The following is a 25,208-nucleotide window of genomic DNA, read 5'->3' as shown; positions in this document are numbered from 1 at the left end:
GGCCTGATTGACCAGGCCCGACGATAGCATTAACCCGGGTTCAGCCTGCTGAACCCCTTCAATCAGGTATCTGGAGATGGCCGAACCTCGTTTTATTCACCTGCGCGTCCACAGCGACTACTCCATGATTGATGGATTGGCCAAGACGGCGCCGCTGGTGAAAAGAGCTGCCGCGTTAGCCATGCCTGCTCTGGCAATCACCGATTTCACCAACCTGTGCGGGCTGGTGAAATTTTACGGCAGCGCGCACGGCGCCGGGATCAAACCGATCATCGGTGCGGATTTCCATGTGCAAAGCGAAGAGCTGGGCGATGAACTGGCTCAGTTGACGGTGCTGGCCAGCAACAATGAAGGCTACCAGAACCTGACGCTGCTGATTTCCCGCGCCTATCAGCGTGGCTATGGCGCCGCCGGCCCGACCATCGATCGCGACTGGCTGATCGAACACCGCGAAGGGCTGATCCTGCTCTCCGGTGCGCGCCAGGGCGACGTCGGCAAGTTTCTGCTGCGCGGCAACCAGGCGCAGGTGGATCAGTGCCTGGACTTCTACCAGCAGCACTTCCCTGACTGTTACTACCTGGAACTGATCCGTACCGGCCGCCCGGACGAAGAGAACTACCTGCATGCGGCGGTGGCGCTGGCCACCGAGCGCGGTTTGCCGGTGGTGGCCACCAACGACGTGCGCTTCCTGGTGGAAGATGACTTCGACGCCCATGAGATTCGCGTCGCCATCCACGACGGCTTCACGCTGGACGATCCCAAGCGGCCGCGCAACTACAGCCCGCAGCAATACATGCGCAGCGAAGACGAGATGTGCGAACTGTTCGCCGACATCCCGGAAGCGCTGCTGAACAGCGTCGAAATCGCCAAGCGCTGCAACGTCACCATTCGCCTTGGCGAATACTTCCTGCCGCAGTTCCCGACCGGCGATATGAGCACCGAGGACTTCCTGGTGCTCAAATCGAAAGAGGGGCTGGAAGAGCGTCTGGAGTTCCTGTTCCCCGATCCTGAAGTGCGCGCGCAGCGCCGCCCGGAATACGACGAGCGTCTGGACGTCGAGCTGAAGGTGATCAACCAGATGGGGTTCCCCGGCTACTTCCTGATCGTGATGGAGTTTATCCAGTGGTCGAAGGACAACAATGTGCCGGTTGGCCCGGGGCGCGGCTCCGGCGCCGGTTCGCTGGTGGCCTATGCGTTGAAAATCACCGACCTCGATCCGTTGGAGTTCGACCTGCTGTTTGAACGCTTTCTGAACCCGGAACGTGTTTCGATGCCCGACTTCGACGTCGACTTCTGCATGGAGAAGCGCGATCAGGTGATAGAGCACGTGGCGGAGATGTACGGCCGCGAAGCGGTATCGCAGATCATCACCTTCGGTACCATGGCGGCGAAAGCGGTTATCCGCGACGTGGGCCGGGTGCTGGGGCACCCGTACGGTTTCGTCGATCGCATCTCCAAGCTGGTGCCGCCGGATCCGGGCATGACGCTGGAAAAAGCCTTCGCCGCCGAACCGCAGCTGCCTGAAATTTACGAGGCCGACGAAGAGGTCAAGGCGCTGATCGACATGGCGCGCAAGCTGGAAGGGGTAACGCGCAACGCTGGTAAACACGCCGGTGGCGTGGTGATCGCGCCGACCAAGATCACCGACTTCGCGCCGCTGTACTGCGACGCCGAAGGGCACCACCCGGTGACCCAGTTCGACAAGAACGACGTGGAATACGCTGGGCTGGTGAAGTTCGACTTCCTCGGTCTGCGTACCCTGACCATCATCGACTGGGCGCTGGAGATGATCAACGCCCGGCGCGCCAAGACCGGGCTGGAACCGATCGACATCGCCGCCATTCCGCTCGACGACAAGAAAAGCTTCGACATGCTGCAGCGCTCGGAAACCACGGCGGTGTTCCAGCTTGAATCGCGCGGCATGAAAGACCTGATCAAACGTCTGAAGCCCGACTGCTTCGAAGACATGATCGCACTGGTAGCGCTGTTCCGCCCGGGGCCGCTGCAGTCGGGCATGGTAGATAACTTCATCGACCGCAAGCACGGCCGCGAAGAGATCTCCTACCCGGATATCCAGTGGCAGCACGAGTCGCTCAAGCCGGTACTGGAACCGACCTACGGCATCATCCTGTATCAGGAGCAGGTGATGCAGATTGCCCAGGTGCTGGCGGGCTATACCTTGGGCGGCGCAGACATGCTGCGTCGTGCGATGGGTAAAAAGAACCCGGTCGAAATGGCCAAGCAGCGCGGCGGCTTTGAAGACGGCGCGAAATCGCGCGGCATCGACGGCGAACTGTCGGTGAAAATCTTCGATCTGGTGGAGAAATTCGCCGGTTACGGCTTTAACAAATCGCACTCCGCCGCCTATGCGCTGGTCTCTTACCAGACGCTGTGGCTGAAGGCGCACTACCCAGCCGAGTTTATGGCGGCGGTAATGACCGCCGATATGGACAACACCGACAAAGTGGTGGGGCTGGTGGACGAATGTTGGCGTATGGGGCTGAAGATCCTGCCGCCGGACATCAACAGCGGCCTTTATCACTTCCACGTTAACGACGACGGCGAGATCGTTTACGGCATCGGCGCCATCAAGGGCGTGGGGGAAGGGCCGATCGAGGCGATTATCGAGGCGCGCAACAGCGGTGAGCAAGGTTACTTCAAAGACCTGTTCGACCTGTGCGCGCGCTCCGACATCAAGAAACTGAACCGCCGCATTCTGGAAAAACTGATCATGTCCGGGGCGTTCGATCGCCTTGGGCCGCACCGCGCCGCGCTGATGAATTCGCTTGGCGATGCGTTGAAAGCGGCGGATCAGCATGCGAAAGCCGAAGCTATCGGCCAGGTGGATATGTTTGGCGTGCTGGCGGAAGCGCCGGAGCAGGTGGAGCAATCCTACGCCAATATCGCGCCCTGGCCGGAGCAGGTGGTGCTGGACGGTGAACGGGAGACGCTGGGGCTGTACCTCACCGGCCACCCGATCACCCAGTACCTGAAGGAGATCGAACGTTACGCCGGTGGCCAGCGTTTGAAAGACATGCACCCGACGGACCGGGGCAAAATGACTACCGCCGTCGGGCTGGTGGTCGCCGCGCGGGTGATGGTGACCAAGCGCGGCAACCGCATCGGCATCTGTACGCTGGATGACCGTTCGGGCCGTCTGGAAGTGATGCTATTCACCGAAGCGTTAGAAAAATACCAGCATTTGTTGGAAAAAGACCGTATCCTTATCGCCAGTGGACAGGTCAGCTTTGATGACTTTAGCGGCGGGCTTAAAATGATGGCCCGCGAGGTAATGGACATCAGTGAAGCCCGGGAAAAATATGCTCGCGGGCTTGCTATCTCGCTGACTGACAGGCAAATTGATGACCAGCTTTTGAACCGTCTCCGTCAGTCGTTGGAACCCCATCGCTCGGGGACGATTCCAGTGCATCTCTACTATCAACGGGAAGATGCGCGAGCCAAGCTGCGTTTTGGCGCAACCTGGCGCGTGACGCCCACCGACCGCTTGTTGATAGACTTGCGGACGTTGGTAGGCAATGAGCAGGTGGACTTGGAATTTGACTAAAATAGGAATGCTATGAGTCTGAATTTTCTTGATTTTGAACAGCCGATTGCAGAGCTGGAAGCGAAAATTGACTCGCTGACTGCAGTCAGCCGTCAAGACGAAAAATTAGATATTAATCTGGACGAAGAGGTTCAGCGCCTGCGTGAAAAGAGCGTTGAGCTGACGCGCAAGATTTTTGCCGATCTTGGGGCTTGGCAGATTGCCCAATTGGCACGCCACCCGCGCCGTCCTTATACCCTGGATTATATCAAACACATCTTTACCGACTTCGAAGAGTTGGCGGGCGATCGCGCTTACGCCGACGACAAAGCGATCGTCGGCGGCATTGCGCGCCTGGATGGCCGCCCGGTGATGATCATCGGGCACCAGAAAGGCCGCGAAACCAAAGAGAAGATCCGCCGCAACTTCGGCATGCCGGCGCCGGAAGGCTACCGTAAGGCGCTGCGCCTGATGGAAATGGCCGCACGCTTCAAGATGCCGCTCATTACCTTTATCGATACCCCGGGCGCTTATCCGGGCGTGGGTGCGGAAGAACGTGGCCAGTCCGAAGCCATCGCGCGCAACCTGCGCGAGATGTCGCGCCTGAACATCCCGGTCATCTGCACCGTCATCGGCGAAGGCGGCTCCGGCGGCGCGCTGGCGATCGGCGTGGGCGACAAGGTGAACATGCTGCAGTACAGCACCTATTCGGTGATTTCGCCGGAAGGCTGCGCCTCCATCCTGTGGAAGAGCGCCGACAAGGCGCCGCTGGCCGCAGAAGCGATGGGCATCACTGCGCCGCGTCTGAAAGAACTGAAGTTGATCGACTCGGTGATCCCGGAGCCGCTGGGTTCCGCGCACCGCGACGTGCCGGCGATGGCGGCCGCGCTGAAAGCGCAGCTGTTGGCCGACCTGAAAGATCTGGACGGTCTGAACGACGAAGAGTTGCTCAACCGTCGCTATCAGCGTCTGATGAACTACGGCTATTGCTGAGTTCTGTTGTTCGCTGCAAGAAACCGCCTTCGGGCGGTTTTTTTTTGGCTACACACCGCCGGATTTTCGTGGTGTTATAGAGACTTGGCCGTTAACTGACAGGAGCTGCCGATGAATATCATCGCCATCATGGGCCCGACGGGCGTCTACTACAAAGATGAGCCGATTCGCGAGCTCCACGCTGCGCTGGCCGCCATGGGATTCCAGCTGGTGTATCCTAAAAACAGCGGTGACCTGCTGAAACTGATCGAAGCCAACGCCCGCATCTGCGGGGTGATCTTCGACTGGGACGACTACAGCCTGGAGCTGTGCAGCGAGATCAACGAGCTGAACGAATACCTGCCGCTGTACGCCTTTATCAATACCCACTCCACCTTCGACGTCAGCCTGCATGAAATGCGCATGGTGCTCTATTTCTTCGAGTACGGTCTGAATGCGGCGGACGATATCGCGCAGCGCATCCAGCAGTACACGGCGGAATACATCGACACCATTACGCCGCCGCTGACCAAGGCGCTGTTCAACTACGTGCGCGAAGGCAAGTACACGTTCTGCACGCCGGGCCACATGGCCGGCACCGCGTTCCAGAAAAGCCCAGTGGGCTGCCTGTTCTATGACTTCTTCGGCGCCAATACCCTGAAGGCCGACATTTCGATTTCGGTCACCGAGCTCGGCTCGCTGCTGGATCACACCGGCCCGCACCTCGAGGCCGAAGAGTATATCGCGCGCACCTTCAACGCCGAGCAGAGCTATCTGGTCACCAACGGCACCTCCACCGCCAACAAGATCGTCGGCATGTATTCGGCGCCGGCGGGCAGCACGGTGCTGATCGACCGTAACTGCCACAAATCGCTGTGCCACCTGCTGATGATGAGCGATATCGTGCCGATCTACCTGCGCCCGCTGCGCAACGCCTACGGCATCCTCGGCGGTATTCCGCAGCGCGAGTTCACCCGCGCCAGCATCGCCGCCCGGGTGCAGGAGACCCAGAACGCCACCTGGCCGGTACACGCGGTGATCACCAATTCCACCTATGACGGCCTGCTGTACAACACCGACTACATCAAGCAGACGCTGGAGGTGCCGTCGATCCACTTCGATTCCGCTTGGGTGCCTTACACCAACTTCCACCCGATTTACGACGGCAAAAGCGGCATGAGCGGCGAGCGGGTGCCCGGTAAGGTGATTTACGAAACCCAGTCGACGCACAAGCTGCTGGCGGCCTTCTCGCAGGCTTCGATGATTCATATCAAGGGCGACTACAACGAAAGCACTTTCAACGAAGCCTACATGATGCACACCACCACTTCGCCGCACTACGGCATCGTGGCGTCGATGGAGACCGCTGCCGCCATGCTGCGCGGCAACCCGGGGCGGCGTTTGATCAACCGTTCGGTGGAGCGCGCGTTGCATTTCCGCCGTGAAGTACAGCGGCTGCGCGAGGAGAGCGACAGCTGGTTCTTCGATATCTGGCAGCCGGAAGAGATCGATGAGGCGCAGTGCTGGCCGCTGGATCCCGACGACAACTGGCACGGTTTCGGCCAGACCGATCGCGATCATATGTATCTTGATCCGATCAAGGTGACGATCCTCACGCCGGGCATGAACGAGCTGGGCGCGCTGGAGGAGGAGGGGATCCCGGCGGCGCTGGTGGCGAAGTACCTCGACGAGCGCGGCATCGTGGTGGAGAAGACCGGGCCTTACAACCTGCTGTTCCTGTTCAGCATCGGCATCGATAAAACCAAGGCGATGAGCCTGCTGCGCGGGCTGACCGATTTCAAGCGCGCCTACGATCTCAACCTGCGGGTGAAGAACATGCTGCCGGATCTGTATGCCGAAGATCCGGATTTTTATCGCCATATGCGCATTCAGGATCTGGCCGCCGGCATCCATCGCCTGATCTGCCAACACGATCTGCCACGCCTGATGCAGCGGGCGTTCGACGTGCTGCCGGAAATGAAGCTGACGCCGCACCAGATGTTCCAGGAGCAGGTGCGCGGCAATGTGGAAACTTGCGAGCTGGATCAGTTGGTGGGCAAGGTGGCGGCCAATATGATCCTGCCTTATCCGCCGGGCGTGCCGCTGGTGATGCCGGGGGAAATGATCACCGAAGAGAGCAGGGCGGTACTCGATTTCCTGCTGATGCTGTGTTCGATCGGCGAGCGTTACCCCGGCTTTGAAACCGACATCCACGGTGCCAAACTGACGGAAGACGGGCGTTATCTGGTGAAGGTGCTGAAAGCGCCGCAGCCATAATGGCATAATGCGCCCGGCGGTTTGGCAAGATGCGCCGGGCTTTCTCATTGACGGCATTGCCGCCGCCGGATACCGTGCCCCACCAAAACGAACAGAAGAGGGTTTCTATGCTGGCGTTACGTCAGGTGCATCACATCGCGATCATTGGCGCGGACTACGCCGCCAGCAAGCGTTTTTACTGCGACATTCTCGGGTTTACCCTGCTGAGCGAAGTCTACCGTGCGGAGCGCGACTCCTGGAAAGCGGATCTGGCGCTCAACGGGCAATACACCATCGAGCTGTTTTCTTTCCCTTCGCCGCCGGCCAGGGTCAGCCGCCCGGAGGCTTGCGGCCTGCGCCATCTGGCGTTCAGCGTCGACGATATCGAGCAGGCCATCGCCCATCTGCAGGCGGCCGGCGTCGCTTGTGAACCGCTGCGCGTCGATCCTTACACCCAATCTCGCTTTACCTTTTTCAGCGATCCCGATGGTTTACCGTTAGAATTATACGAGAGTTAACGGCTTAATCGCCTCCCGGCGGCCACAGCCGGGGGCGGTTATGCTATGATCGCGCCCTTGCCCTACATGCCTACAGAGTTATTTCCGCCATGCAAGAGCCTGCTTTTCGCGTCGGGGAGTGGCTGGTTACCCCTGCCGACAACACTATCAGCCGCGACGGCCGCCAAAAAACGCTGGAACCGCGCCTGATCGACATGCTGTGCTATTTCGCCCGGCATCCTGACGTGGTGCTGAGCCGCGACGAGCTGATCGACAATGTCTGGACGCGCAATATCGTCACCAACCACGTGGTGACCCAATGCATTTCAGAACTGCGCAAATACCTGAAAGACGGCGACAGCGACAGTCAGGAATACATTATTACCGTGCCCAAACGCGGTTATAAGTTGGCGGCTTCGGTGATCTGGTGTGAAGAAGGGGAGCCGCAGCCCGCTTTGGCTCAGGCGCCGCAGATCGCGGTGATCATGCATGAGCCGGAAGACGGCAGCGATGATGAAGAGGATACGCCGTATGTGCCGCCGCGCCGGATGAGCGCGCCGGCTGCTGCGCCCGGCGAGAAGAAGCCGCGTTTTTATCGCCGCTCGACGTTCTGGGTGTGGCTGGCGTTTCTGAGTGCGCTGAGCGTCTGCGTGGCGTTTGTCGGCATCGCCACGCTGTCGCAGCGCGTGCCGGTCTCCAGCATGCCGGTGCTGCTCAACCCGCGCGATATCGATATCCGCATTCAGGGCGGCGAGAGCTGCAGCAACTGGATGCCGCAGCTCTCTTATGTGGTGGGCGTCAGCGAGCTGATTACCGATTCGTTGAACACTTACTCGACCTTCCTGGTGCACGACCAGACCAACTACAACTATTCCGGCCCCAGCAACTCGGGTAAGTCGCTGTATATCGAGTTCGTTAATCAGCGCCACTACCGCGCCCAGCAGTGTTTCCTGTCCGTGCGGCTGGTGGATAACGCCGACAGTTCGATCATGTTGGACAAGCGTTACTTCATCACCGCCGATAACCAGCTGAAGATCCAAAGCGACTTCCTCTCCAGCCTGTCCGCGGCGCTGAAACAGCCCTGGCCACCGCAGCTGGAGCAGCGTCTGGCGCAGCTGTTGCCCGACAACGGACCGCTGCTGCAGCGTTTCTACCAGGCACATCAATTGTTGATCCACGGCGACGCCGATTCGTTGACCCGCGCCAGCGTTCAGTTGAGCGATCTGATTAAAAGCGCGCCGAATTTCCACTACCTGCTGGCGGAAAAAGCGCTGGTGGATGTGCTGCGCAATTCTTATCAACCGTTCGACAGCCAGGCATTGGCGCAATTGCGGGCCGATATCAGCCATCTGGCGACGCTCCCCGAATTGAAGAACACGCCGATTATGCAGCAGGTTCTGGCGGTAGATGCCTTGACGCAGGGGCGCATTGACGAAGCGCACCGGGCTATCGATCTGGGGATTGAGCTGCAAATGTCGTGGCTGAACTATGTGCTGTTGGGCAAGGTGTATGAAATGCAGGGGCAGAACCATTTGGCGGCGGACTCTTATATCACTGCCTTCAACCTGCGTCCCGGCGAAGATACATTGCATTGGATTACCAACGGCGTATTCCAGACGTCATTGACCAACGTCGTGCCTTATTTAAATAACTATCAGCGCCAATAATTAACCGATATCACGCCGCCATTATTCTTTGGGGATCATGGCGGCGTTATTTATTGGTGAAGGCATGTTGCATGAATGTATTATTTTGCTGCGCGATATTATCTCTTTTTTGCCGTTTGTTATTCGTTTTTAACCTTTGCATCTTATTGTTTTGAAATGATGTTTATCTTTTCTTTAGCTTACATTTTTATCTTGATGTGTTAATGAAAAACCTCAAATTATCATTTGTATGATCATGAGCGTAATCTCACTTTATCTTTAGGACTTTATTCCCGTCGATGGTTAGCATCCTGACTATCAAGCCGGCTCATTAAAATATTTTATTTATGGGTGTGGCTTATAAGAAACGTAAATCAGGAGAAACTGACCATGGCTTCACCCAAGAAAATAGGGCTTATTGCCTGCACCGGCGTCGTCGCCGGTAATATGATGGGGAGCGGGATTGCCTTATTGCCCGCCAACCTGGCGAGTCTCGGATCCATCGCCATCTGGGGATGGGTGATCTCGATTATCGGGGCGATGTCGTTGGCCTATGTGTATGCCCGCCTCGCCACCAAAAACCCGCAGCAGGGCGGCCCTATCGCCTATGCCGGTGAAATTTCTCCGGCCTTCGGTTTCCAGACCGGCGTGCTTTATTACCATGCCAACTGGATCGGTAACCTGGCCATCGGCATTACCGCCGTTTCTTATCTCTCCACCTTCTTCCCGGCGCTGAACAACCCGGTGCCCGCCGGTATTGCCTGTATCGCCATCGTGTGGATCTTCACCTTCGTGAACATGCTGGGCGGGACCTGGGTCAGCCGTTTGACCACCCTGGGCCTGGTGTTGGTGCTGATCCCGGTGATCGTGACCGCCACCATCGGCTGGCACTGGTTTGACGCCGCTACCTACCAGGCTAACTGGAACACCTCCGGCACCACCGACAGCCATGCGGTCATCAAAAGTATCCTGCTGTGCCTGTGGGCGTTCATCGGCGTGGAATCCGCGGCGGTCAGCACCGGCATGGTGAAAAACCCGAAACGCACCGTACCGCTGGCGACCATGCTCGGCACCGGTCTGGCGGGCATCATCTATATCGCCGCCACCCAGGTGATCAGCGGCATGTTCCCGGCGTCTGAAATGGCCGCCAGCGGCGCGCCGTTCGCCATCAGCGCCTCGGCGATTATGGGTAACTGGGCGGCGCCGATGGTTTCTGCCTTCACCGCCTTCGCCTGCCTGACCTCGCTCGGTTCGTGGATGATGCTGGTCGGCCAGGCCGGGGTACGCGCCGCCAACGACGGCAATTTCCCGAAAGTGTACGGCGAGCTGGATAAAAACGGCATTCCGAAGAAAGGCCTGCTGCTGGCCGGTTGCAAAATGACCGCGCTGATGGTGCTGATCACCCTGATGAGCTCCGCCGGCGGCAAAGCGTCCGACCTGTTCGGCGAGCTGACCGGTATCGCGGTGCTGCTGACCATGCTGCCTTACTTCTACTCCTGCGTAGACCTGATCCGCTTTGAAGGGGTCAACGTACGCAACCTGCTGAGCCTGATCGCTTCAGTGTGCGGCTGCGGCTTCTGCTTCATCGCGCTGATGGGCGCCAACTCTTTCGAACTGTCCGGCACCTTTATCATCAGCCTGATTATCCTGATGTTCTACGCCCGGAAAATGAATACCCGCCAGGCTGCCAGCGCAGCGGCGGTCGATGAAAACACCACGGCCAAAGCGCACTGATTCGCGTCCGCTGACCGACTGAATTTACCCAGCCCCTTTCTTTCCGACCTGTCAGCCGCGACGGGAAGGGGCTTGCTTTGCCAGGAGAAATGTATATGAACGTTATCGCCATCATGAATCACATGGGTGTCTACTTCAAAGAAGAGCCTATCCGTGAACTGCATCAGGCGCTGGAAAGTCTGGATTTCCGCATCGTTTACCCTAACGATCGCGAAGACTTGCTGAAACTGATCGAGAACAATGCCCGCTTGTGTGGGGTGATCTTCGACTGGGACAAATACAACCTGGAGCTGTGCGAAGAGATCAGCCAACTGAACGAGTACATGCCGCTGTACGCGTTCGCCAACACCTATTCCACGCTGGACGTCAGCCTGAACGATCTGCGCATGCAGGTGCGCTTCTTCGAATATGCGCTCGGCGCGGCAACCGACATCGCCGCCAAGATCAAACAGAATACCGACGAATATATCGACACCATCCTGCCGCCGCTGACCAAGGCGCTGTTCAAATACGTGCGCGAAGGCAAGTACACCTTCTGTACGCCGGGCCACATGGGCGGCACCGCGTTCCAGAAAAGCCCGGTCGGCAGCCTGTTCTACGATTTCTTCGGCCCGAATACCATGAAGTCGGATATCTCGATTTCGGTGTCCGAGCTGGGATCGCTGCTGGATCACTCCGGCCCGCACAAAGAGGCGGAAGAGTATATTTCTCGCGTGTTCAACGCCGAACGCAGCTACATGGTCACCAACGGCACCTCAACCGCCAACAAGATCGTCGGCATGTATTCGGCGCCGGCGGGCAGCACGGTGCTGATTGACCGTAACTGCCACAAGTCGCTGACTCACCTGATGATGATGAGTGACATTACGCCGATCTACTTCCGCCCGACCCGCAACGCTTACGGCATCCTCGGCGGCATTCCGCAGAGCGAGTTCCAGCGCGCCACCATCGCCAAACGCGTGAAGGACACCCCGAACGCCACCTGGCCGGTGCACGCGGTGATCACCAACTCCACCTATGACGGCTTGCTGTACAACACCGACTTTATCAAGAACACCCTGGACGTGAAATCTATCCACTTCGACTCCGCCTGGGTGCCTTACACCAATTTCCACCCGATCTATAAAGGCAAGTGCGGCATGAGCGGCGGCCGCGTGGAGGGCAAGGTGATCTATGAAACCCAGTCCACCCACAAACTGTTGGCGGCTTTCTCGCAGGCGTCGATGATCCACGTGAAGGGCGACATCAACGAAGAGACCTTCAACGAAGCCTACATGATGCACACTACCACCTCGCCGCACTACGGCATCGTGGCCTCTACCGAAACCGCCGCGGCGATGATGAAAGGCAACGCCGGCAAGCGCCTGATCCACGGCTCTATCGAACGCGCGATCAAGTTCCGTAAAGAGATCAAACGCCTGAAAGTCGAATCCGACGGCTGGTTCTTCGACGTCTGGCAGCCGGAGCATATCGATGAGCCGGAATGCTGGCCGCTGCGTTCCGACAGCGCCTGGCACGGTTTCAAGAACATCGACAATGAACACATGTACCTCGACCCGATCAAGGTCACCATCCTGACGCCGGGGATGAGCAAGGAAGGCGAGATGCAGCCGTTCGGCATCCCGGCCAGCATCGTGGCGAAATACCTCGATGAACGCGGCATCATCGTCGAGAAAACCGGGCCGTACAACCTGTTGTTCCTGTTCAGCATCGGCATCGACAAAACCAAGGCGCTCAGCCTGCTGCGCGCGATGACCGACTTCAAACGCTCGTTCGATCTGAACCTGCGGGTGAAAAACATGCTGCCTTCGCTGTATCAGGAAGCGCCTGATTTCTATGAAAACATGCGCATTCAGGATCTGGCGCAGAACATTCACCGCCTGGTGGAGCAACACAACCTGCCGGATCTGATGTACCGCGCGTTCGAAGTGCTGCCAACCATGGTGATGAACCCGTACCAGGCGTTCCAGAAAGAGCTGCACGGCGAAGTGGAAGAGGTCTATCTGGAGGACATGGTCGGCAAGGTCAACGCCAATATGATCCTGCCATACCCACCGGGCGTGCCGTTGGTGATGCCGGGCGAAATGCTGACCGAGGAGAGCCGGCCGGTGCTGGAGTTCCTGCAGATGCTGTGCGAAATCGGCGCGCATTATCCGGGCTTTGAAACCGACATTCACGGCGCCTATCGTCAGGCGGACGGACGTTATCGGGTGAAAGTGCTGAAGGCGAAATAACCGCAGCCAAAAACAGGGGAGGCGCTCGCGCTTCCCCTTTGTCGTTCACCGACTGATGGGAGACCAACATGAAAACACCCTCACAGCCGCGCGCAATCTACTATGTCGTAGCGATACAAATTTGGGAATATTTCAGCTTTTACGGCATGCGTGCGTTACTGATTCTCTATCTGACCCACCAACTCGGCTATACCGACAGCCGCGCCATCGATCTCTACAGCGCTTACGCTTCGTTAGTTTACGTCACTCCTATTTTGGGCGGCTGGCTCGCCGACCGCCTGTTGGGCAACCGCGTCGCGGTGATCGCCGGCGCGGCGCTGATGACCCTGGGGCATATCGTGCTCGGCCTGAGCGCGGTCTCCGCCCAGTCGCTCTATCTGGCGCTGGCGATCATCATCTGCGGTTACGGCCTGTTCAAATCCAATATCAGCTGCCTGCTGGGCGAGCTGTACCCGGCGCAGGACTCGCGCCGCGAGGGAGGCTTCTCGCTGCTGTACGCCGCCGGTAACGTCGGATCTATTTTGGCGCCGATCGCCTGTGGGTTGGCGGCCGAGCGCTATGGCTGGCACGTCGGCTTTGCGTTGGCCGGGATCGGCATGTTCGCCGGTCTGGTGATCTTCCTGCTGGGCGGGCGTCATTTCCGCCACACTCGCGGCGTGAATGCCCCGCTGATGCGTGCCAGAAGCCTGGGCTTGCCGCACTGGGGCTGGCTGTTGGCGGCGTTGCTGGCGTCGCCGCTGTTCTTCACGCTGTTGTTTGTGCGCGACTGGGCCGGTTATTTGCTCGGGCTGGTGTGCGTGGCGGCGGTGGTGCTGGTGGCGCGTATTATGCTGCGAGCGGACGCCGGCCAGCGCCGGGGCCTGTGGCAGATCGTTGCGCTGATGCTGCTGGGCACGCTGTTCTGGGCCTTTGCCCAGCAGGGTGGCAGCTCCATCAGCCTGTTTATCGATCACTTCGTCGATCGGCGCTGGTTCGGCTGGACGGTGCCGACCGCGCTGTTCCAGTCGGTTAACGCCTGCGCGGTGATGCTGGGCGGCGTGGCGCTGGCGTGGCTGGCTAGCGGCGATGGCGCGGGCGATCGCACGCTGCGCATCTGGTGCAAGTTCGCCTTTGGCCTGCTGCTGATCGGCGTCGGCTTTACGCTGATGGCGCTCAATACGCGGCTGCACGGGCCGGGATCGATGGGGCTGATGATCGCCGGCCTGGCGGTGATGGGCTTCGCCGAACTGTTTATCGATCCGGTGGCGATGGCGCAGATCACCCGGCTGAACATTCCCGGCGCCACCGGGGTGTTGACCGGCATCTATATGCTGGCGACCGGCTCGATAGCCAACTATCTGGCGGGCATTATCGCCAATCAGACCGCCGAGGATCATATCGAAGGGGCGGCGATGCAGGCGTATGGCCGCATTTTCGCTCAGATCGGCTGGGGAGCGGCCGGGTGCGCGCTGGCGGTGATCGCGGTGCTGGGCGGCTGGTGGCTGCTGACGCGACGCCAGGCCCGGACGGTTAATGCTTGATTGATGACGGTAGGCGGAGTTAACGTGCAGCTATGTAGAAGTGACAAAGCCTACCGATGGATACTGATCAATTAACGACGCTGGTGGCGGACCAGCTGGGCGCGCAGCAGCGGCTGCTGGTGGCGTTCAGCGGCGGTCTGGACTCCAGCGTGCTGCTGCATCTGCTGGCGGCATTGCGCCGCCAACGTCCGGCGCTGCAGCTGCGTGCATTGCACGTGCACCACGGCCTGAGCGCCTTCGCCGACCGCTGGGTGGAGCATTGCCGCCGCCGCTGCGCCGACTGGCAGGTGCCGCTGACGGTGACGCACGTGCAGGTGGACGCCCGCCAGGGCGGCATCGAAGCGGCGGCGCGTGCGGCGCGCTATGCCGCCTTCAGCGCCGCTCTGTCGGAGGGCGAAGCGCTGCTTACCGCTCAACACCTTGACGATCAAAGCGAAACTTTCCTGTTGGCGCTCAAGCGCGGCAGCGGGCCGGCGGGGCTATCGGCAATGGCGGCGCGCACCTCGTTGGGCGAGCATCTGTTGTTGCGGCCATTGCTGGGCTGTTCGCGCCAGACGCTGGAAAGCTATGCGCAGCGCCACGCCTTAAGCTGGATAGATGACGACAGCAATCAGGACACGCGCTTCGATCGTAATTTCCTGCGTTTGCAGGTTTTGCCGCAGCTCAACCAGCGCTGGCCGCACTTCGCTTCGGCGGTGGCGCGCAGCGCCAGCCTGTGCGCCGAGCAGGAGCAGCTGCTGGACGAACTGCTGGCGGAACCGCTGCAAAGCCTGTTGGCGGCAGATCGCTCATTGGCGATCGACGGCCTGACGGACTGTTCGCCGGTACGGCGTTTCGCCTTGCTGCGGCGTTGGATCGCGTTGTTTAACGTCACTATGCCGGCACGTGAGCAGCTACAGCGCCTGTGGGAGGAGGTGGCGCTCAGCCGGGAAGACGCCGAACCGCAGCTGCAGCTCGGCGCCTATCAGATCCGCCGTTTCCGTGGCCGACTGCACCTGCTGCCGCCGCTGGCGACGCTGCGCGGTGTGCATCTGCCCTGGCGGCCTGACGAGCCGCTGGCGTTGCCGGACGGGCTGGGGCGCCTGATCGCCGGCGAGGGCGAACTGGCGCTGCGCGCGCCGCAGCCAGCGCAGCGGATCAGCATTCGTTTCGGCGGCGTGCAGGGCGCCGTGCGCATCGTGGGGCGGTCCCATTCGCGGCCGATAAAAAAACTGTGGCAGGAGCTGGGGATTCCTCCCTGGCTGCGTGATCGCATCCCGTTGATTTATTATGATGAGCAGCTGATCGCCGCCCTGGGCGCATTCGTCTGTGAGGCGGGGCAAGTGGCGGAAGACGAACGCCCGTGGCGACTGCGCTGGGAAAAAAATCATAATCGTGAGGAGCAATGATGAAGTTTGTGGGGATCACGCTGTTGGCCGCCGTCCTGTTCAGCCTGCCGGCGTTGGCGGCGGGGGATGCGGCCGCCGGTCAGGCGAAAGCCGCTGCCTGCGCGGCTTGCCACGGCGCACAGGGCAAGGTGACGGTGCCGATGTACCCGAATTTGGCCGGGCAGAACGCCATGTACCTGCAGCACGCGCTGCAGGCGTACAAGAAAGGAGAGCGCAACGGCGGCCAGGCCGAGGTGATGAAGGCCTATGTGTCCGGCCTGTCGGAGGATGATATCGCCGATCTGGCGGCCTATTACGCCAGCCTGAAGCCATAAATGACGAGGGCAGCCGGTAGGCTGCCCTGTTGGGATGGGGTTACCGCTGCTCAGTCTGACAGACTGACGACCACGGTACCGATTTCCGGATGACTGAAACTGCTGATATGGTCCAGACGCAGGTCGCGCTGCTGGCCGTTCTGCTCGATGGTCAGATACTCAACGCGTTTCTTTTGCAGCAGGTCGATCGCCTTGGCCTCGATCACTTCTCCGTCGCGTAACTCCAGCTTCAGAATAAGTTTATGCTGACAGGCGAGTTCCAGGTTGTCGTAGTCATCGCAATTGATGGGTTGGTACTCATCATTCATCAACATAGTCGCTCACCAATAAGTTAGCGGCGGCAAAGGCCGCCTGTTCCCTAACGGAGGACGGTAGCGCGTCGTTCGCTGCGACATCGTCCAATGCCTTTAACGCACAAGCCAGCGCATCAGGCACGTAGCCAAGATCTCCACTGCCAATCTCGGCGTAAGTACGGCGTACTAACTCACAGTATTGTTGCACAGTTTCCTCCCTTAAGAACCTCTGCATCATCAAGACCGCTCTCGCGATGAGGCGCAGGCTCTCGGAGTTTTATCCTATCCTAGACGACTATAGCACAGCTGTTATGGAGTTATCAGCACCCCGACACGCCTTTCGCTCTGCGCCGGGCCGGGCTGCGCTGGCGGCGTTCGGCCCTGATCAAGTACACTGTTGCCGGATAATTACGAGGTCACCCATGGCGCTGAAAGCAACCATTTATAAAGCCGCGGTCAATATCGCTGATATGGATCGTCATTTCTACCACGACGCCGCGCTGACGCTGGCGCAACACCCGTCCGAAAACGAACAGCGCATGATGCTGCGCCTGCTGGCCTGGATCTGCCATGCCGACGAACGGTTGGTGTTCACCAAAGGGCTGAGCGCCGACGACGAGCCGGAGATCTGGCAGCGCAACGACCATAACGGGCTGGAAATGTGGATCGAGATGGGGTTGCCCGACGAGAAGCGCATTCGCAAGGCCTGCAACCAGTCGCCGCGCGTGGTGTTGTACGCTTACGGCGAGCGCGCCGCACACGTTTGGTGGCAGGCGATGCAGGGCAAAGTGGCCGGTTACAAGAACCTGAGCGTACGCTTCCTCGACGACGAGCAGCTGGCGCGGCTGACGGCGCTGGCCAGCCGCACCATGACGCTGCAGGCGACGCTGCAGGAGGGAACTATTTGGCTGTCCGATGCTCAGAATAGTCTGGAAATCCAGTTTGCCGAGTGGCAGCAGGCGCAGGTGTGACCGGTGCTGGAACTGTCAAGAAACGTAGCCATACCGGATAATGAGCTGGAATTGACGGCGATCCGCGCGCAGGGCGCGGGCGGTCAGCACGTGAACAAAACCTCAACGGCGATCCATTTGCGCTTTGACATCCGGGCATCCAGCCTGCCAGAGTATTATAAGGAAAGGCTGCTGGCGCTGAATCACCATTTAATTACTGCCGATGGCGTGGTGATTATCAAGGCGCAAGAGTATCGCAGTCAGGAATTGAATCGCGAAGCGGCGTTGGCCAGGCTGGTCGCGTTGATTCAGCAGGCGATGGTGGTGGAAAAAACGCGCAAGGCGACCAAGCCGACGAAAGGAGCGAAACTGCGTCGTCTGGAAGGCAAGACGCGCAAAGGCGCCACCAAGGCGCTGCGTGGCAAGGTTCGCACTTAGGAATACATGAACACAGTAGGAGAATAACTGTGAAGAAAATTACGATAGCCCTGTTCTTGGCGGCAGGCGCACTCTCGTTGTTGGGATGCAACAATCATTATCAGCCGAAGGAACAACCGCTGCAGGCGATGCCGCAGAGTTATCAAGGGGTGTTGCCTTGCGCCGATTGCGGCGGTCTGGATACGGCGCTGTTCCTGTATGAAGACGGTACTTTTGTGCTGCAGGAGACCTATCGCGGCAGCAAAGACGGCGATCAGACCTTTGCCGACTACGGCAAATGGGCGCGCACCGCGGATAAGCTGGTACTGACCGACAGCACCGGCGAGAAACGCTATTTCCGTCCGGTGGGCAAGAGCCTGGAAATGCTGGACCGCAGCGGCGCGCCGATCGAGTCCAAGCTGAATTACCGTCTGGAGCCGGTCGAAAAGCCGTTGCCTAAAACCCCGATGGTGATGAAAGGCAGCTACAGTTATATGGCCGACGCGGCGGTGTTCAAAGATTGCGCCACCGGCATCACTTTCCCGGTGGATAACAACATCGCGCTGGAGCAAGGTTACGCCAAGGCCAACAAGACTGCCGGCGAGCCGGTGTTCCTGACCTTCAACGCGCACTTCAGCGTGCAGCCGTCGATGGAAGAGGGGCAGATTGAAAAAGCGGTGGTGCCGGACGGCAAGATCGCGTTCGACCGCAGCAAAAGCTGCAGCAGCAAGTAACGCGTTTCTGATATAAAAAAACCCGCCTAGGCGGGTTTTTTATTCTCTGGCGATCGGCGCTTAGCGTTTGATCTGGCCCAGCAGGAAATCAACGATTTCACCGGTTTTGATCATTTGCTTCTCGCCGACGCGGCGGTTCTTGTATTCGATCTCTTCGTTATCGAGGTTACGGTCGCCGATAACGATAGAGTGCGGCACGCCGATCAGTTCCATATCCGCGAACATCACGCCCGGACGCTCTTTGCGGTCATCGAGGATCACATCGATGCCGTGGGAGCGCAGGGTGTTGTACAGCTCTTCCGCCAGCGCCTGCACGCGGAATGACTTGTGCATGTTCATCGGCAGGATCGCCACCTGGAACGGCGCGATGGCGTCCGGCCAGATGATGCCGCGTTCGTCGTGGTTCTGCTCGATGGCGGCAGCCACGACGCGCGTGACCCCGATGCCGTAGCAACCCATGGTCAGCACCTGGTTGCGGCCGTCTTCACCCTGCACGGTCGCTTTCATCGCTTCCGAGTACTTGGTGCCGAGCTGGAAGATATGGCCCACTTCGATGCCGCGTTTGATCAGCAGCGTACCCTGACCGTCCGGGCTGGCGTCGCCTTCCACCACGTTACGGATATCGGCCACCTGCGGCAGCGGCAGATCGCGCTCCCAGTTGATGCCGAAGTAGTGTTTGCCGTCAACGTTGGCGCCGGCGCCGAAATCGCTCATCGCCGCTACGCTGCGATCGGCAACCACCGGCATCGGCAGCTTGACTGGGCCAAGCGAGCCTGGGCCGGCGCCGACGATGGCGCGGATCTCTTCTTCGGTGGCGAAGGTCAGCGGCGAGGCAACCTGCGCCAGCTTCTCGGCCTTGACTTCGTTCAGCTCGTGATCGCCGCGCACCAGCAGGGCGACCAGCTTGTGGCCGCTCTCTTCGGTGGCGCGCACCATCAGCGTCTTCACGGTTTTTTCCACCGGCAGCTGGAATTGCTCGACCAGCTCGGCGATGGTTTTGGCGTTCGGCGTATCCACCAGGCGCAGCTCTTCGCTGGCTGCGGCGCGCGGCTCTGCCGGAGCGACCGCTTCCGCCAGCTCGATGTTAGCGGCGAAATCGGAACCGGTGGAGAACACGATATCGTCTTCACCGCTCTGCGCCAGCACCTGGAATTCGTGCGAGGCGCTGCCGCCGATCGAGCCGGTATCCGCCTGCACCGGGCGGAAATCCAGGCCCATGCGGCTGAAGATTTTGCTGTACGCTTCGTACATTGCGTCGTAAGTCTCCTGCAGAGACTCCTGTGAGGTGTGGAAGGAGTAGGCATCCTTCATCAGGAACTCACGGGAACGCATCACGCCGAAACGCGGGCGCACTTCATCACGGAACTTGGTCTGGATCTGGAAGAAGTTCAGCGGCAGCTGTTTGTACGAACTGATCTCGTTGCGGATCAGATCGGTGATCACTTCTTCATGCGTCGGGCCCAGTACGAACGGACGATCGCCGCGGTCGACGAAGCGCAGCAGCTCGGGGCCGTATTGCTCCCAACGGCCGCTTTCCTGCCACAGATCGGCAGGCTGAACCACCGGCATGGAAACTTCGATCGCGTTAGCATTGTTCATTTCTTCGCGAACGATGTTTTCAACCTTTTTCAGAACGCGCAGGCCGGTCGGCAGCCAGGTGTAAAGACCGGAGGCCAGCTTGCGGATCATCCCGGCGCGCAGCATCAGCTGGTGGCTGATCACTTCGGCGTCGGCAGGTGTCTCCTTCAAAGTGGAGAGCAGATATTGGCTAGTACGCATGGTGTTTTGGTTCCGTTAGAACTGCAAATTGCATCGGGCTGCCAGAGTGGCGGCCAAAAAGTGATTTAGTTTACCAGCGCGAGCGGGTCGCCAAAAGAGAGGCGGCGGAATTTTAACGCGGGTCGAGCGACAGCACTTCGGTGTGACCGTCCACGACGCGCCAGCGCACGTTGAAATCCAGCAGCCAGACGGCGTAATCCCGTTCGACGTCCTCTCCTTTACGATAGGCGGGACGGGGATCTTGCGCCAGCACCTGGCTGATAAAACGCCTTAATTGCGGGTAGCGCGCCTGATGTTGCTGCAGCTGCTGCTCGGCCTGCGGCGCAAAACGCACCGGCATATCGCCGGCGGGCGCGGCCTGGGCAAAACCGGCGCGGGCCTGCGGCTGGCTCTCGGCGAACGGCAGATAAGGCTTGATGTCCACCACCGGGGTGCCGTCGACCAGATCGAGGCTGCCCAGCTCGAGCGCCACTTCGCCGTTTTTTACCCGCACGCCTTTCAGTTCAATGAGGGACATGCCGAGCGGATTGGGGCGAAAGGTGGATCGAGTGGCGAACACGCCCATACGGGCATTGCCGCCCAGGCGCGGTGGGCGCACCGTTGGCCGCCAGCCGCCCTCCATGGTTTGATGGAAGATGAACATCACCCACAGATGGCTGAAATCGCTGAGGCCTCGCACCGCTTCCGCCTGGTTGTAGGGCGGCAGCAGCAGCAGTTCACCGCCGCCGTCTTCGACCAGCCCCGGTTGGCGGGGAACGGCGAATTTTTCTTTATACGGCGAGCGGATCACGCCGATCTGCTCGAAAACGAATTCGGTCATTTGGACGAGACGTTAAGCGCCGAGCCCTGACAAACGGCCTGCTGATAGCAACCGGCGACGCCGCTGACAATCTGGCAGTCGTGCAGCAGCACGGCGTTGGCCTTCATGTAAGACGCACGGATTTGCATGCGTTTACGGGCGGTGGCCAGATTTGGTGGAGAGTCTTGCACGGTGGTTTGGCACGATTCGCCGGACACTTCACCCAGATCGCGGAACGGCTTGCCCACGAGTTCTTCTGCACTTTTATACAGTTTTACCGGAGCGGGGCGGGCGGCCGGCGTGGTTTTGGCCGGAGCGGTGGTGGTCGGCTTGCTGGTGCTGCTTGTTGAGGATGGCGCGATACGCTGCGATGAACATCCGGCCAGCGCGAGCGCTAACAAACAGAGAGGTAAAACACGCATTGAGATTCCTCTGCCTTAATGAAAGTGGCGCTATTGAAGCAAGCTATGGCGGAAATAACAAGACGGGCCTTGGCCCGTCTTGCAATTATAGGAATAAAATGGGTGAATAAGCGCTTACCAGCCTTTCACCGCTCCGCCGTTGAAGATTTTGTTGGCGGCCGCGTCAACTTCGTCAGACTGATAGGCCTGAACGAATTTCTTCACGTTTTCCGCATCTTTGTTATCTTCGCGCGCAACCAGCAGGTTGACGTAAGGCGAGTCTTTATCTTCCACGAACAGACCGTCTTTCGCCGGGGTCAGGCCGATCTGGCTGGCGTAGGTGGTGTTGATCACCGCCAGCGCGATCTGCTGATCGTCCAGAGAGCGCGGCAGCTGAGGCGCTTCCAGCTCAACCAGCTTCAGGTTTTTCGGGTTCTCGGTCACGTCCAGCACGGTCGGCAGCAGGCCAACGCCGTCTTTCAGCTTGATCAGACCAACTTTCTGCAGCAGCAGCAGCGAACGGCCCAGGTTGGTCGGATCGTTAGGCAGTGCGATCTGCGAACCTTCCTTCAGCTCGTCCAGCGATTTGATTTTCTTGGAGTAACCGGCGATCGGGTAAACGAAGGTGTTGCCGACCGGCACCAGCTTGTAACCGCGGTCTTTGATCTGCTGATCCAGATAAGGCTTGTGCTGGAAGGCGTTCAGATCGATATCGCCTTTGCTCAGCGCTTCGTTAGGCAGCACGTAGTCGTTGAAGGTCACCAGCTCGACGTCCAGACCGTATTTCTCTTTCGCCACTTTCTGCGCCACTTCGGCGACTTGCTGCTCAGCGCCGACGATCACGCCGACTTTGATGTGGTTTGGATTCTTTTCATCCTGGCCGCAGCCCGTCAGAGCCAGAGTGCCGATCAGTGCGCCAATTGCCGCGATGGATTTAAATTTTAACGACATATCCCTTCCTCATTAGACTCGCATTAATATGCTGTGAAACTATTTATGGGTAACGGCTTTGACGATGCGATCGCCGCAGAACTGGATCAGATAAACCAAAACTACCAGTAATACTAATACGGTATTCATCACTGTGGCGTTATAACCGATATAACCGTATTGGTAACCGATTTGCCCCAGGCCGCCGGCGCCGACTGCGCCGCCCATGGCCGAGTAACCCACCAGGGTGATCAGGGTGATGGTCGCGGCGTTAACCAGGCCCGGCAGGGCTTCCGGCAGCAACACTTTCTTGATGATCTGCATCGGCGTGGCGCCCATGGCGCGCGCGGCTTCCACCAGACCGGACGGGATTTCCAGCAGGGCGTTTTCCACCATGCGCGCGATGAACGGCGCGGCGCCCACGGTCAACGGCACGATGGCCGCCTGCAGACCGATCGAGGTGCCGACGATCATGCGGGTAAACGGAATCATCCAAACCAGCAGAATAATGAACGGGATGGAACGGAAGATGTTCACCAGCCCGGACAAAATTTTATACAGCGAATTGTTGGCGATGATCTGCCCCGGGCGGGTGACATACAACAGCACGCCTACCGGCAGGCCGAGCACGAAACCGAAGAAGCCGGAGACAAAGGTCATCATGACGGTTTCCCATACGCCACGCGCCATCAACCACATCATTGCCTCAGACATAACCCAGAACCTCTACTTTTACCTGATTTTCTTGCAGGAACTTAATCGTCGCCAGCGCGTCTTCGTCGCTGCCGTGCAGCTCCGCCAGCATCACGCCGAATTTCACGCCGCCGGCATAATCCATCTGGGCGCTGATAATGTTGTTGTTCACGTTGAAGCGGCGAGCGGCTTCAGACAGCAGCGGCGCATCGACCGACTGGCCGGTGAACTCCAGACGCAGCAGCGGCTGGCGGCCGCCCTGACGCTCCGGCGACAGGCGCGCAGCGTAGTCGTCCGGGATATCCAGATGCAGCGTGGACTGAATGAACTGTTGGGCCAGCGGGGTTTTCGGGTGTGAGAACACTTCGCTGACGCTGTCTTTTTCGATCAGCTGCCCCTGGCTGATGACCGCGACCTGGTCGCAAATGCGTTTCACCACGTCCATTTCGTGGGTGATCAGCAGAATGGTCAGACCCAGACGGCGGTTGATGTCTTTCAGCAGTTCCAGGATGGAACGGGTGGTGGCCGGATCCAGCGCGCTGGTGGCTTCGTCGCACAGCAGCACTTTAGGGTTGCTGGCCAGCGCACGGGCGATCGCCACGCGCTGTTTCTGGCCGCCGGACAGGTTGGCCGGGTAGGCGTCGTGTTTGTCCGCCAGGCCAACCAGCTCCAGCAGTTCGGTCACGCGTTTCTTGATCTCGGCGCGCGGCGTATTGTCCAGCTCCAGCGGCAGCGCCACGTTACCGAACACCGTGCGGGAAGAGAGCAGGTTGAAGTGCTGGAAGATCATGCCGATTTGGCGGCGGGCGCGCGTCAGTTCGCTTTCCGACAGGGACGTCAGATCCTGGCCATCGACCAGCACCTGGCCGGAAGTGGGGCGCTCCAGCATGTTGGCGCAGCGGATCAGCGTGCTTTTGCCGGCACCGGAAGACCCGATAACGCCATAGATTTGCCCGGCAGGGACGTGAAGGGTCACGTCAGAGAGCGCGGTAATGGTGCGCGAACCCTGCTGGAACACTTTAGTGATGTTAGAAAGTTTAATCATATTCTTCTTATTTTAGCGTGGTTGCCCGTGGCTAGATAAAAGTAAACCTCGGCGTGGAACCAAGGTATGGATCAGATGTTAAGGCGTCTAGACGTCTAAGTCAACGGCCAACGACGTTCTCCGGCGTTCTCAGCGTGGGGTAAAACATGCGATACTGTCAGCGTATACAGGCCCTCAGGAGCAAAGCGGTGACACAAAGCGTTCCAGCAATTTTTCTCGATCGTGACGGTACGATTAATGTTGACCATGGTTATGTCCATGAAATCGACAACTTCCACTTTATCGACGGCGTGATTGACGCCTGTCGCGAACTCAAAAAGATGGGCTTCGCGCTGGTGATGGTGACCAATCAGTCCGGCATTGCGCGCGGCAAGTTCAGCGAAGACCAGTTTATGTACCTGACCGAGTGGATGGATTGGTCGCTGGCCGATCGCGACGTTGACTTCGACGGCATCTATTTCTGCCCGCATCATCCGGAGGCGGTAGTAGAAGAGTATCGTCAGGTGTGCGACTGCCGTAAACCGCAGCCGGGCATGCTGCTGCAAGCGCAGCAGGAATTGAACATCGATATGGCCGCTTCTTATATGGTGGGCGATAAACCGGAAGACATGCAGGCGGCGATCGCGGCCGGCGTCGGCACCAAGGTGCTGGTGCGTACCGGCAAGCCGGTGACGGAGCAGGGCGAAAAGTTGGCCGATTGGGTGCTAAATAGCCTGGCGGACCTGCCGGCAGCCATCAAAAAGCGGGTTTAATAGGCGTTACGAATGAATAGTGAGCGGTCAGATAAAAAAAGCATATTATCGCTTGTCATTCTGAACCGGCTCCCTATAATGCGCCTCCATCGACACGGCGCAAGTGATTCACTTCACACAGCGGCCGGGAAGAAAGAGAAAAAATCCTGAAAATTAGGGTTGACTCTGAAAGAGGAAAGCGTAATATACGCCACCTCGAGTTAGCAAGCGAAAGCGCCTAACTCACTGCTCTTTAACAATTTATCAGACAATCTGTGTGGGCACTCCACAAGACGATATCCAGCATCTTCGGATGCAAAAAAATATCAAG

General features: G+C 59.1%; 22 protein-coding genes. 14 read left to right on the top strand and 8 right to left on the bottom strand.

Going from position 1 to position 25,208, the window contains the following annotated elements:
* Positions 1 to 76: 76 nt before the first annotated feature.
* The 10 genes from dnaE to ATE40_RS16095 all read left to right on the top strand — a co-directional run bounded on the left by dnaE (position 77) and on the right by ATE40_RS16095 (position 16,105).
* Positions 77 to 3,565, top strand: a complete 3,489-nt coding sequence (gene dnaE, locus ATE40_RS16140) for a DNA polymerase III subunit alpha (protein ID WP_019455764.1) — start codon at positions 77 to 79, stop codon at positions 3,563 to 3,565.
* Positions 3,566 to 3,577: 12 nt separating this feature from the next.
* Entirely contained in the window at positions 3,578 to 4,537 is a 960-nt protein-coding gene (accA, locus tag ATE40_RS16135) for an acetyl-CoA carboxylase carboxyl transferase subunit alpha (protein ID WP_019455765.1), read from the top strand.
* 111 nt (positions 4,538 to 4,648) lie between these two features.
* Entirely contained in the window at positions 4,649 to 6,793 is a 2,145-nt protein-coding gene (locus tag ATE40_RS16130) for a lysine decarboxylase LdcC (RefSeq protein WP_063917928.1), read from the top strand.
* Between the two features lie 107 nt (positions 6,794 to 6,900).
* Entirely contained in the window at positions 6,901 to 7,290 is a 390-nt protein-coding gene (locus tag ATE40_RS16125) for a VOC family protein (RefSeq protein WP_019455767.1), read from the top strand.
* An 89-nt stretch (positions 7,291 to 7,379) separates the two neighbouring features.
* Positions 7,380 to 8,936: a lysine decarboxylation/transport transcriptional activator CadC gene (cadC, locus tag ATE40_RS16120; RefSeq protein ID WP_019455768.1), complete on the top strand. Its 1,557-nt coding sequence runs from the start codon at positions 7,380 to 7,382 to the stop codon at positions 8,934 to 8,936.
* Positions 8,937 to 9,305: 369 nt separating this feature from the next.
* Positions 9,306 to 10,649, top strand: coding sequence for a cadaverine/lysine antiporter (gene cadB / locus ATE40_RS16115; protein ID WP_019455769.1), 1,344 nt, complete (start codon positions 9,306 to 9,308; stop codon positions 10,647 to 10,649).
* Between the two features lie 95 nt (positions 10,650 to 10,744).
* Positions 10,745 to 12,883: a lysine decarboxylase CadA gene (gene cadA / locus ATE40_RS16110; protein WP_063917927.1), complete on the top strand. Its 2,139-nt coding sequence runs from the start codon at positions 10,745 to 10,747 to the stop codon at positions 12,881 to 12,883.
* Between the two features lie 68 nt (positions 12,884 to 12,951).
* Positions 12,952 to 14,403 carry a dipeptide permease DtpD gene (gene dtpD / locus ATE40_RS16105; RefSeq protein ID WP_019455771.1) on the top strand — a complete coding sequence of 484 codons (1,452 nt, stop codon included), beginning with the start codon at positions 12,952 to 12,954 and terminating at the stop codon, positions 14,401 to 14,403.
* A gap of 56 nt (positions 14,404 to 14,459) precedes the next feature.
* Positions 14,460 to 15,791: a tRNA lysidine(34) synthetase TilS gene (gene tilS / locus ATE40_RS16100; RefSeq protein ID WP_063917926.1), complete on the top strand. Its 1,332-nt coding sequence runs from the start codon at positions 14,460 to 14,462 to the stop codon at positions 15,789 to 15,791.
* Positions 15,791 to 16,105 (top strand): c-type cytochrome, encoded by a 315-nt coding sequence (locus tag ATE40_RS16095; protein WP_019455773.1) that lies wholly within the window; start codon positions 15,791 to 15,793, stop codon positions 16,103 to 16,105. Before tilS ends, ATE40_RS16095 begins: the two co-directional genes overlap by 1 nt.
* A gap of 50 nt (positions 16,106 to 16,155) precedes the next feature.
* Here ATE40_RS16095 and rof read toward each other — a convergent pair whose 3' ends face one another.
* Complete coding sequence (gene rof / locus ATE40_RS16090) at positions 16,156 to 16,419, bottom strand: Rho-binding antiterminator (RefSeq protein WP_004931991.1); 264 nt, start codon at positions 16,417 to 16,419, stop codon at positions 16,156 to 16,158.
* On the bottom strand, positions 16,406 to 16,606 hold the full coding sequence (locus tag ATE40_RS16085; RefSeq protein ID WP_004931993.1) for a YaeP family protein: 201 nt from the start codon (positions 16,604 to 16,606) through the stop codon (positions 16,406 to 16,408). The genes rof and ATE40_RS16085 overlap by 14 nt, the downstream gene beginning before the upstream one ends.
* Positions 16,607 to 16,820: 214 nt before the next feature.
* Between ATE40_RS16085 and ATE40_RS16080 the strand changes: the two genes are divergently transcribed.
* The 3 genes from ATE40_RS16080 to nlpE are packed head-to-tail and all read left to right on the top strand — an operon-like array spanning position 16,821 to position 18,499.
* A complete protein-coding gene (locus ATE40_RS16080; protein ID WP_063917925.1) occupies positions 16,821 to 17,369 on the top strand; it encodes a YaeQ family protein in 549 nt (182 codons plus the stop codon).
* 3 nt (positions 17,370 to 17,372) lie between these two features.
* The gene (gene arfB, locus ATE40_RS16075) at positions 17,373 to 17,786 is read left to right on the top strand and encodes an alternative ribosome rescue aminoacyl-tRNA hydrolase ArfB (protein WP_004931997.1); all 414 of its coding nucleotides are present in this window, start codon (positions 17,373 to 17,375) and stop codon (positions 17,784 to 17,786) included.
* A 29-nt stretch (positions 17,787 to 17,815) separates the two neighbouring features.
* Positions 17,816 to 18,499: an envelope stress response activation lipoprotein NlpE gene (gene nlpE / locus ATE40_RS16070; protein ID WP_063917924.1), complete on the top strand. Its 684-nt coding sequence runs from the start codon at positions 17,816 to 17,818 to the stop codon at positions 18,497 to 18,499.
* A gap of 60 nt (positions 18,500 to 18,559) precedes the next feature.
* Here the strand turns inward: nlpE and proS are convergent, their stop codons facing one another.
* The 6 genes from proS to metN all read right to left on the bottom strand — a co-directional run bounded on the left by proS (position 18,560) and on the right by metN (position 24,146).
* Complete coding sequence (gene proS, locus ATE40_RS16065) at positions 18,560 to 20,278, bottom strand: proline--tRNA ligase (protein ID WP_025160245.1); 1,719 nt, start codon at positions 20,276 to 20,278, stop codon at positions 18,560 to 18,562.
* A 112-nt stretch (positions 20,279 to 20,390) separates the two neighbouring features.
* Complete coding sequence (gene tsaA / locus ATE40_RS16060; protein WP_033644898.1) at positions 20,391 to 21,098, bottom strand: tRNA (N6-threonylcarbamoyladenosine(37)-N6)-methyltransferase TrmO; 708 nt, start codon at positions 21,096 to 21,098, stop codon at positions 20,391 to 20,393.
* Positions 21,095 to 21,499, bottom strand: a complete 405-nt coding sequence (rcsF, locus tag ATE40_RS16055; RefSeq protein WP_004932006.1) for an Rcs stress response system protein RcsF — start codon at positions 21,497 to 21,499, stop codon at positions 21,095 to 21,097. The genes tsaA and rcsF overlap by 4 nt, the downstream gene beginning before the upstream one ends.
* Before the next feature lie 114 nt (positions 21,500 to 21,613).
* Positions 21,614 to 22,429: a MetQ/NlpA family lipoprotein gene (locus ATE40_RS16050; RefSeq protein ID WP_019455780.1), complete on the bottom strand. Its 816-nt coding sequence runs from the start codon at positions 22,427 to 22,429 to the stop codon at positions 21,614 to 21,616.
* Between the two features lie 39 nt (positions 22,430 to 22,468).
* Positions 22,469 to 23,122, bottom strand: coding sequence for a methionine ABC transporter permease MetI (locus ATE40_RS16045; protein ID WP_004932010.1), 654 nt, complete (start codon positions 23,120 to 23,122; stop codon positions 22,469 to 22,471).
* Positions 23,115 to 24,146 carry a methionine ABC transporter ATP-binding protein MetN gene (gene metN / locus ATE40_RS16040; RefSeq protein WP_019455782.1) on the bottom strand — a complete coding sequence of 344 codons (1,032 nt, stop codon included), beginning with the start codon at positions 24,144 to 24,146 and terminating at the stop codon, positions 23,115 to 23,117. The genes ATE40_RS16045 and metN overlap by 8 nt, the downstream gene beginning before the upstream one ends.
* A 188-nt stretch (positions 24,147 to 24,334) precedes the next feature.
* Here metN and gmhB point away from each other — a divergent pair, with 188 nt between their 5' ends.
* Entirely contained in the window at positions 24,335 to 24,898 is a 564-nt protein-coding gene (gene gmhB / locus ATE40_RS16035) for a D-glycero-beta-D-manno-heptose 1,7-bisphosphate 7-phosphatase (RefSeq protein WP_015378880.1), read from the top strand.
* Positions 24,899 to 25,208 lie beyond the last annotated feature (310 nt).

It is taken from the genome of Serratia surfactantfaciens (assembly GCF_001642805.2).
In the GTDB taxonomy this organism is placed as follows: Bacteria; Pseudomonadota; Gammaproteobacteria; order Enterobacterales; family Enterobacteriaceae; genus Serratia; species Serratia surfactantfaciens.
This window is presented reverse-complemented; position numbering and strand designations above follow the sequence as displayed.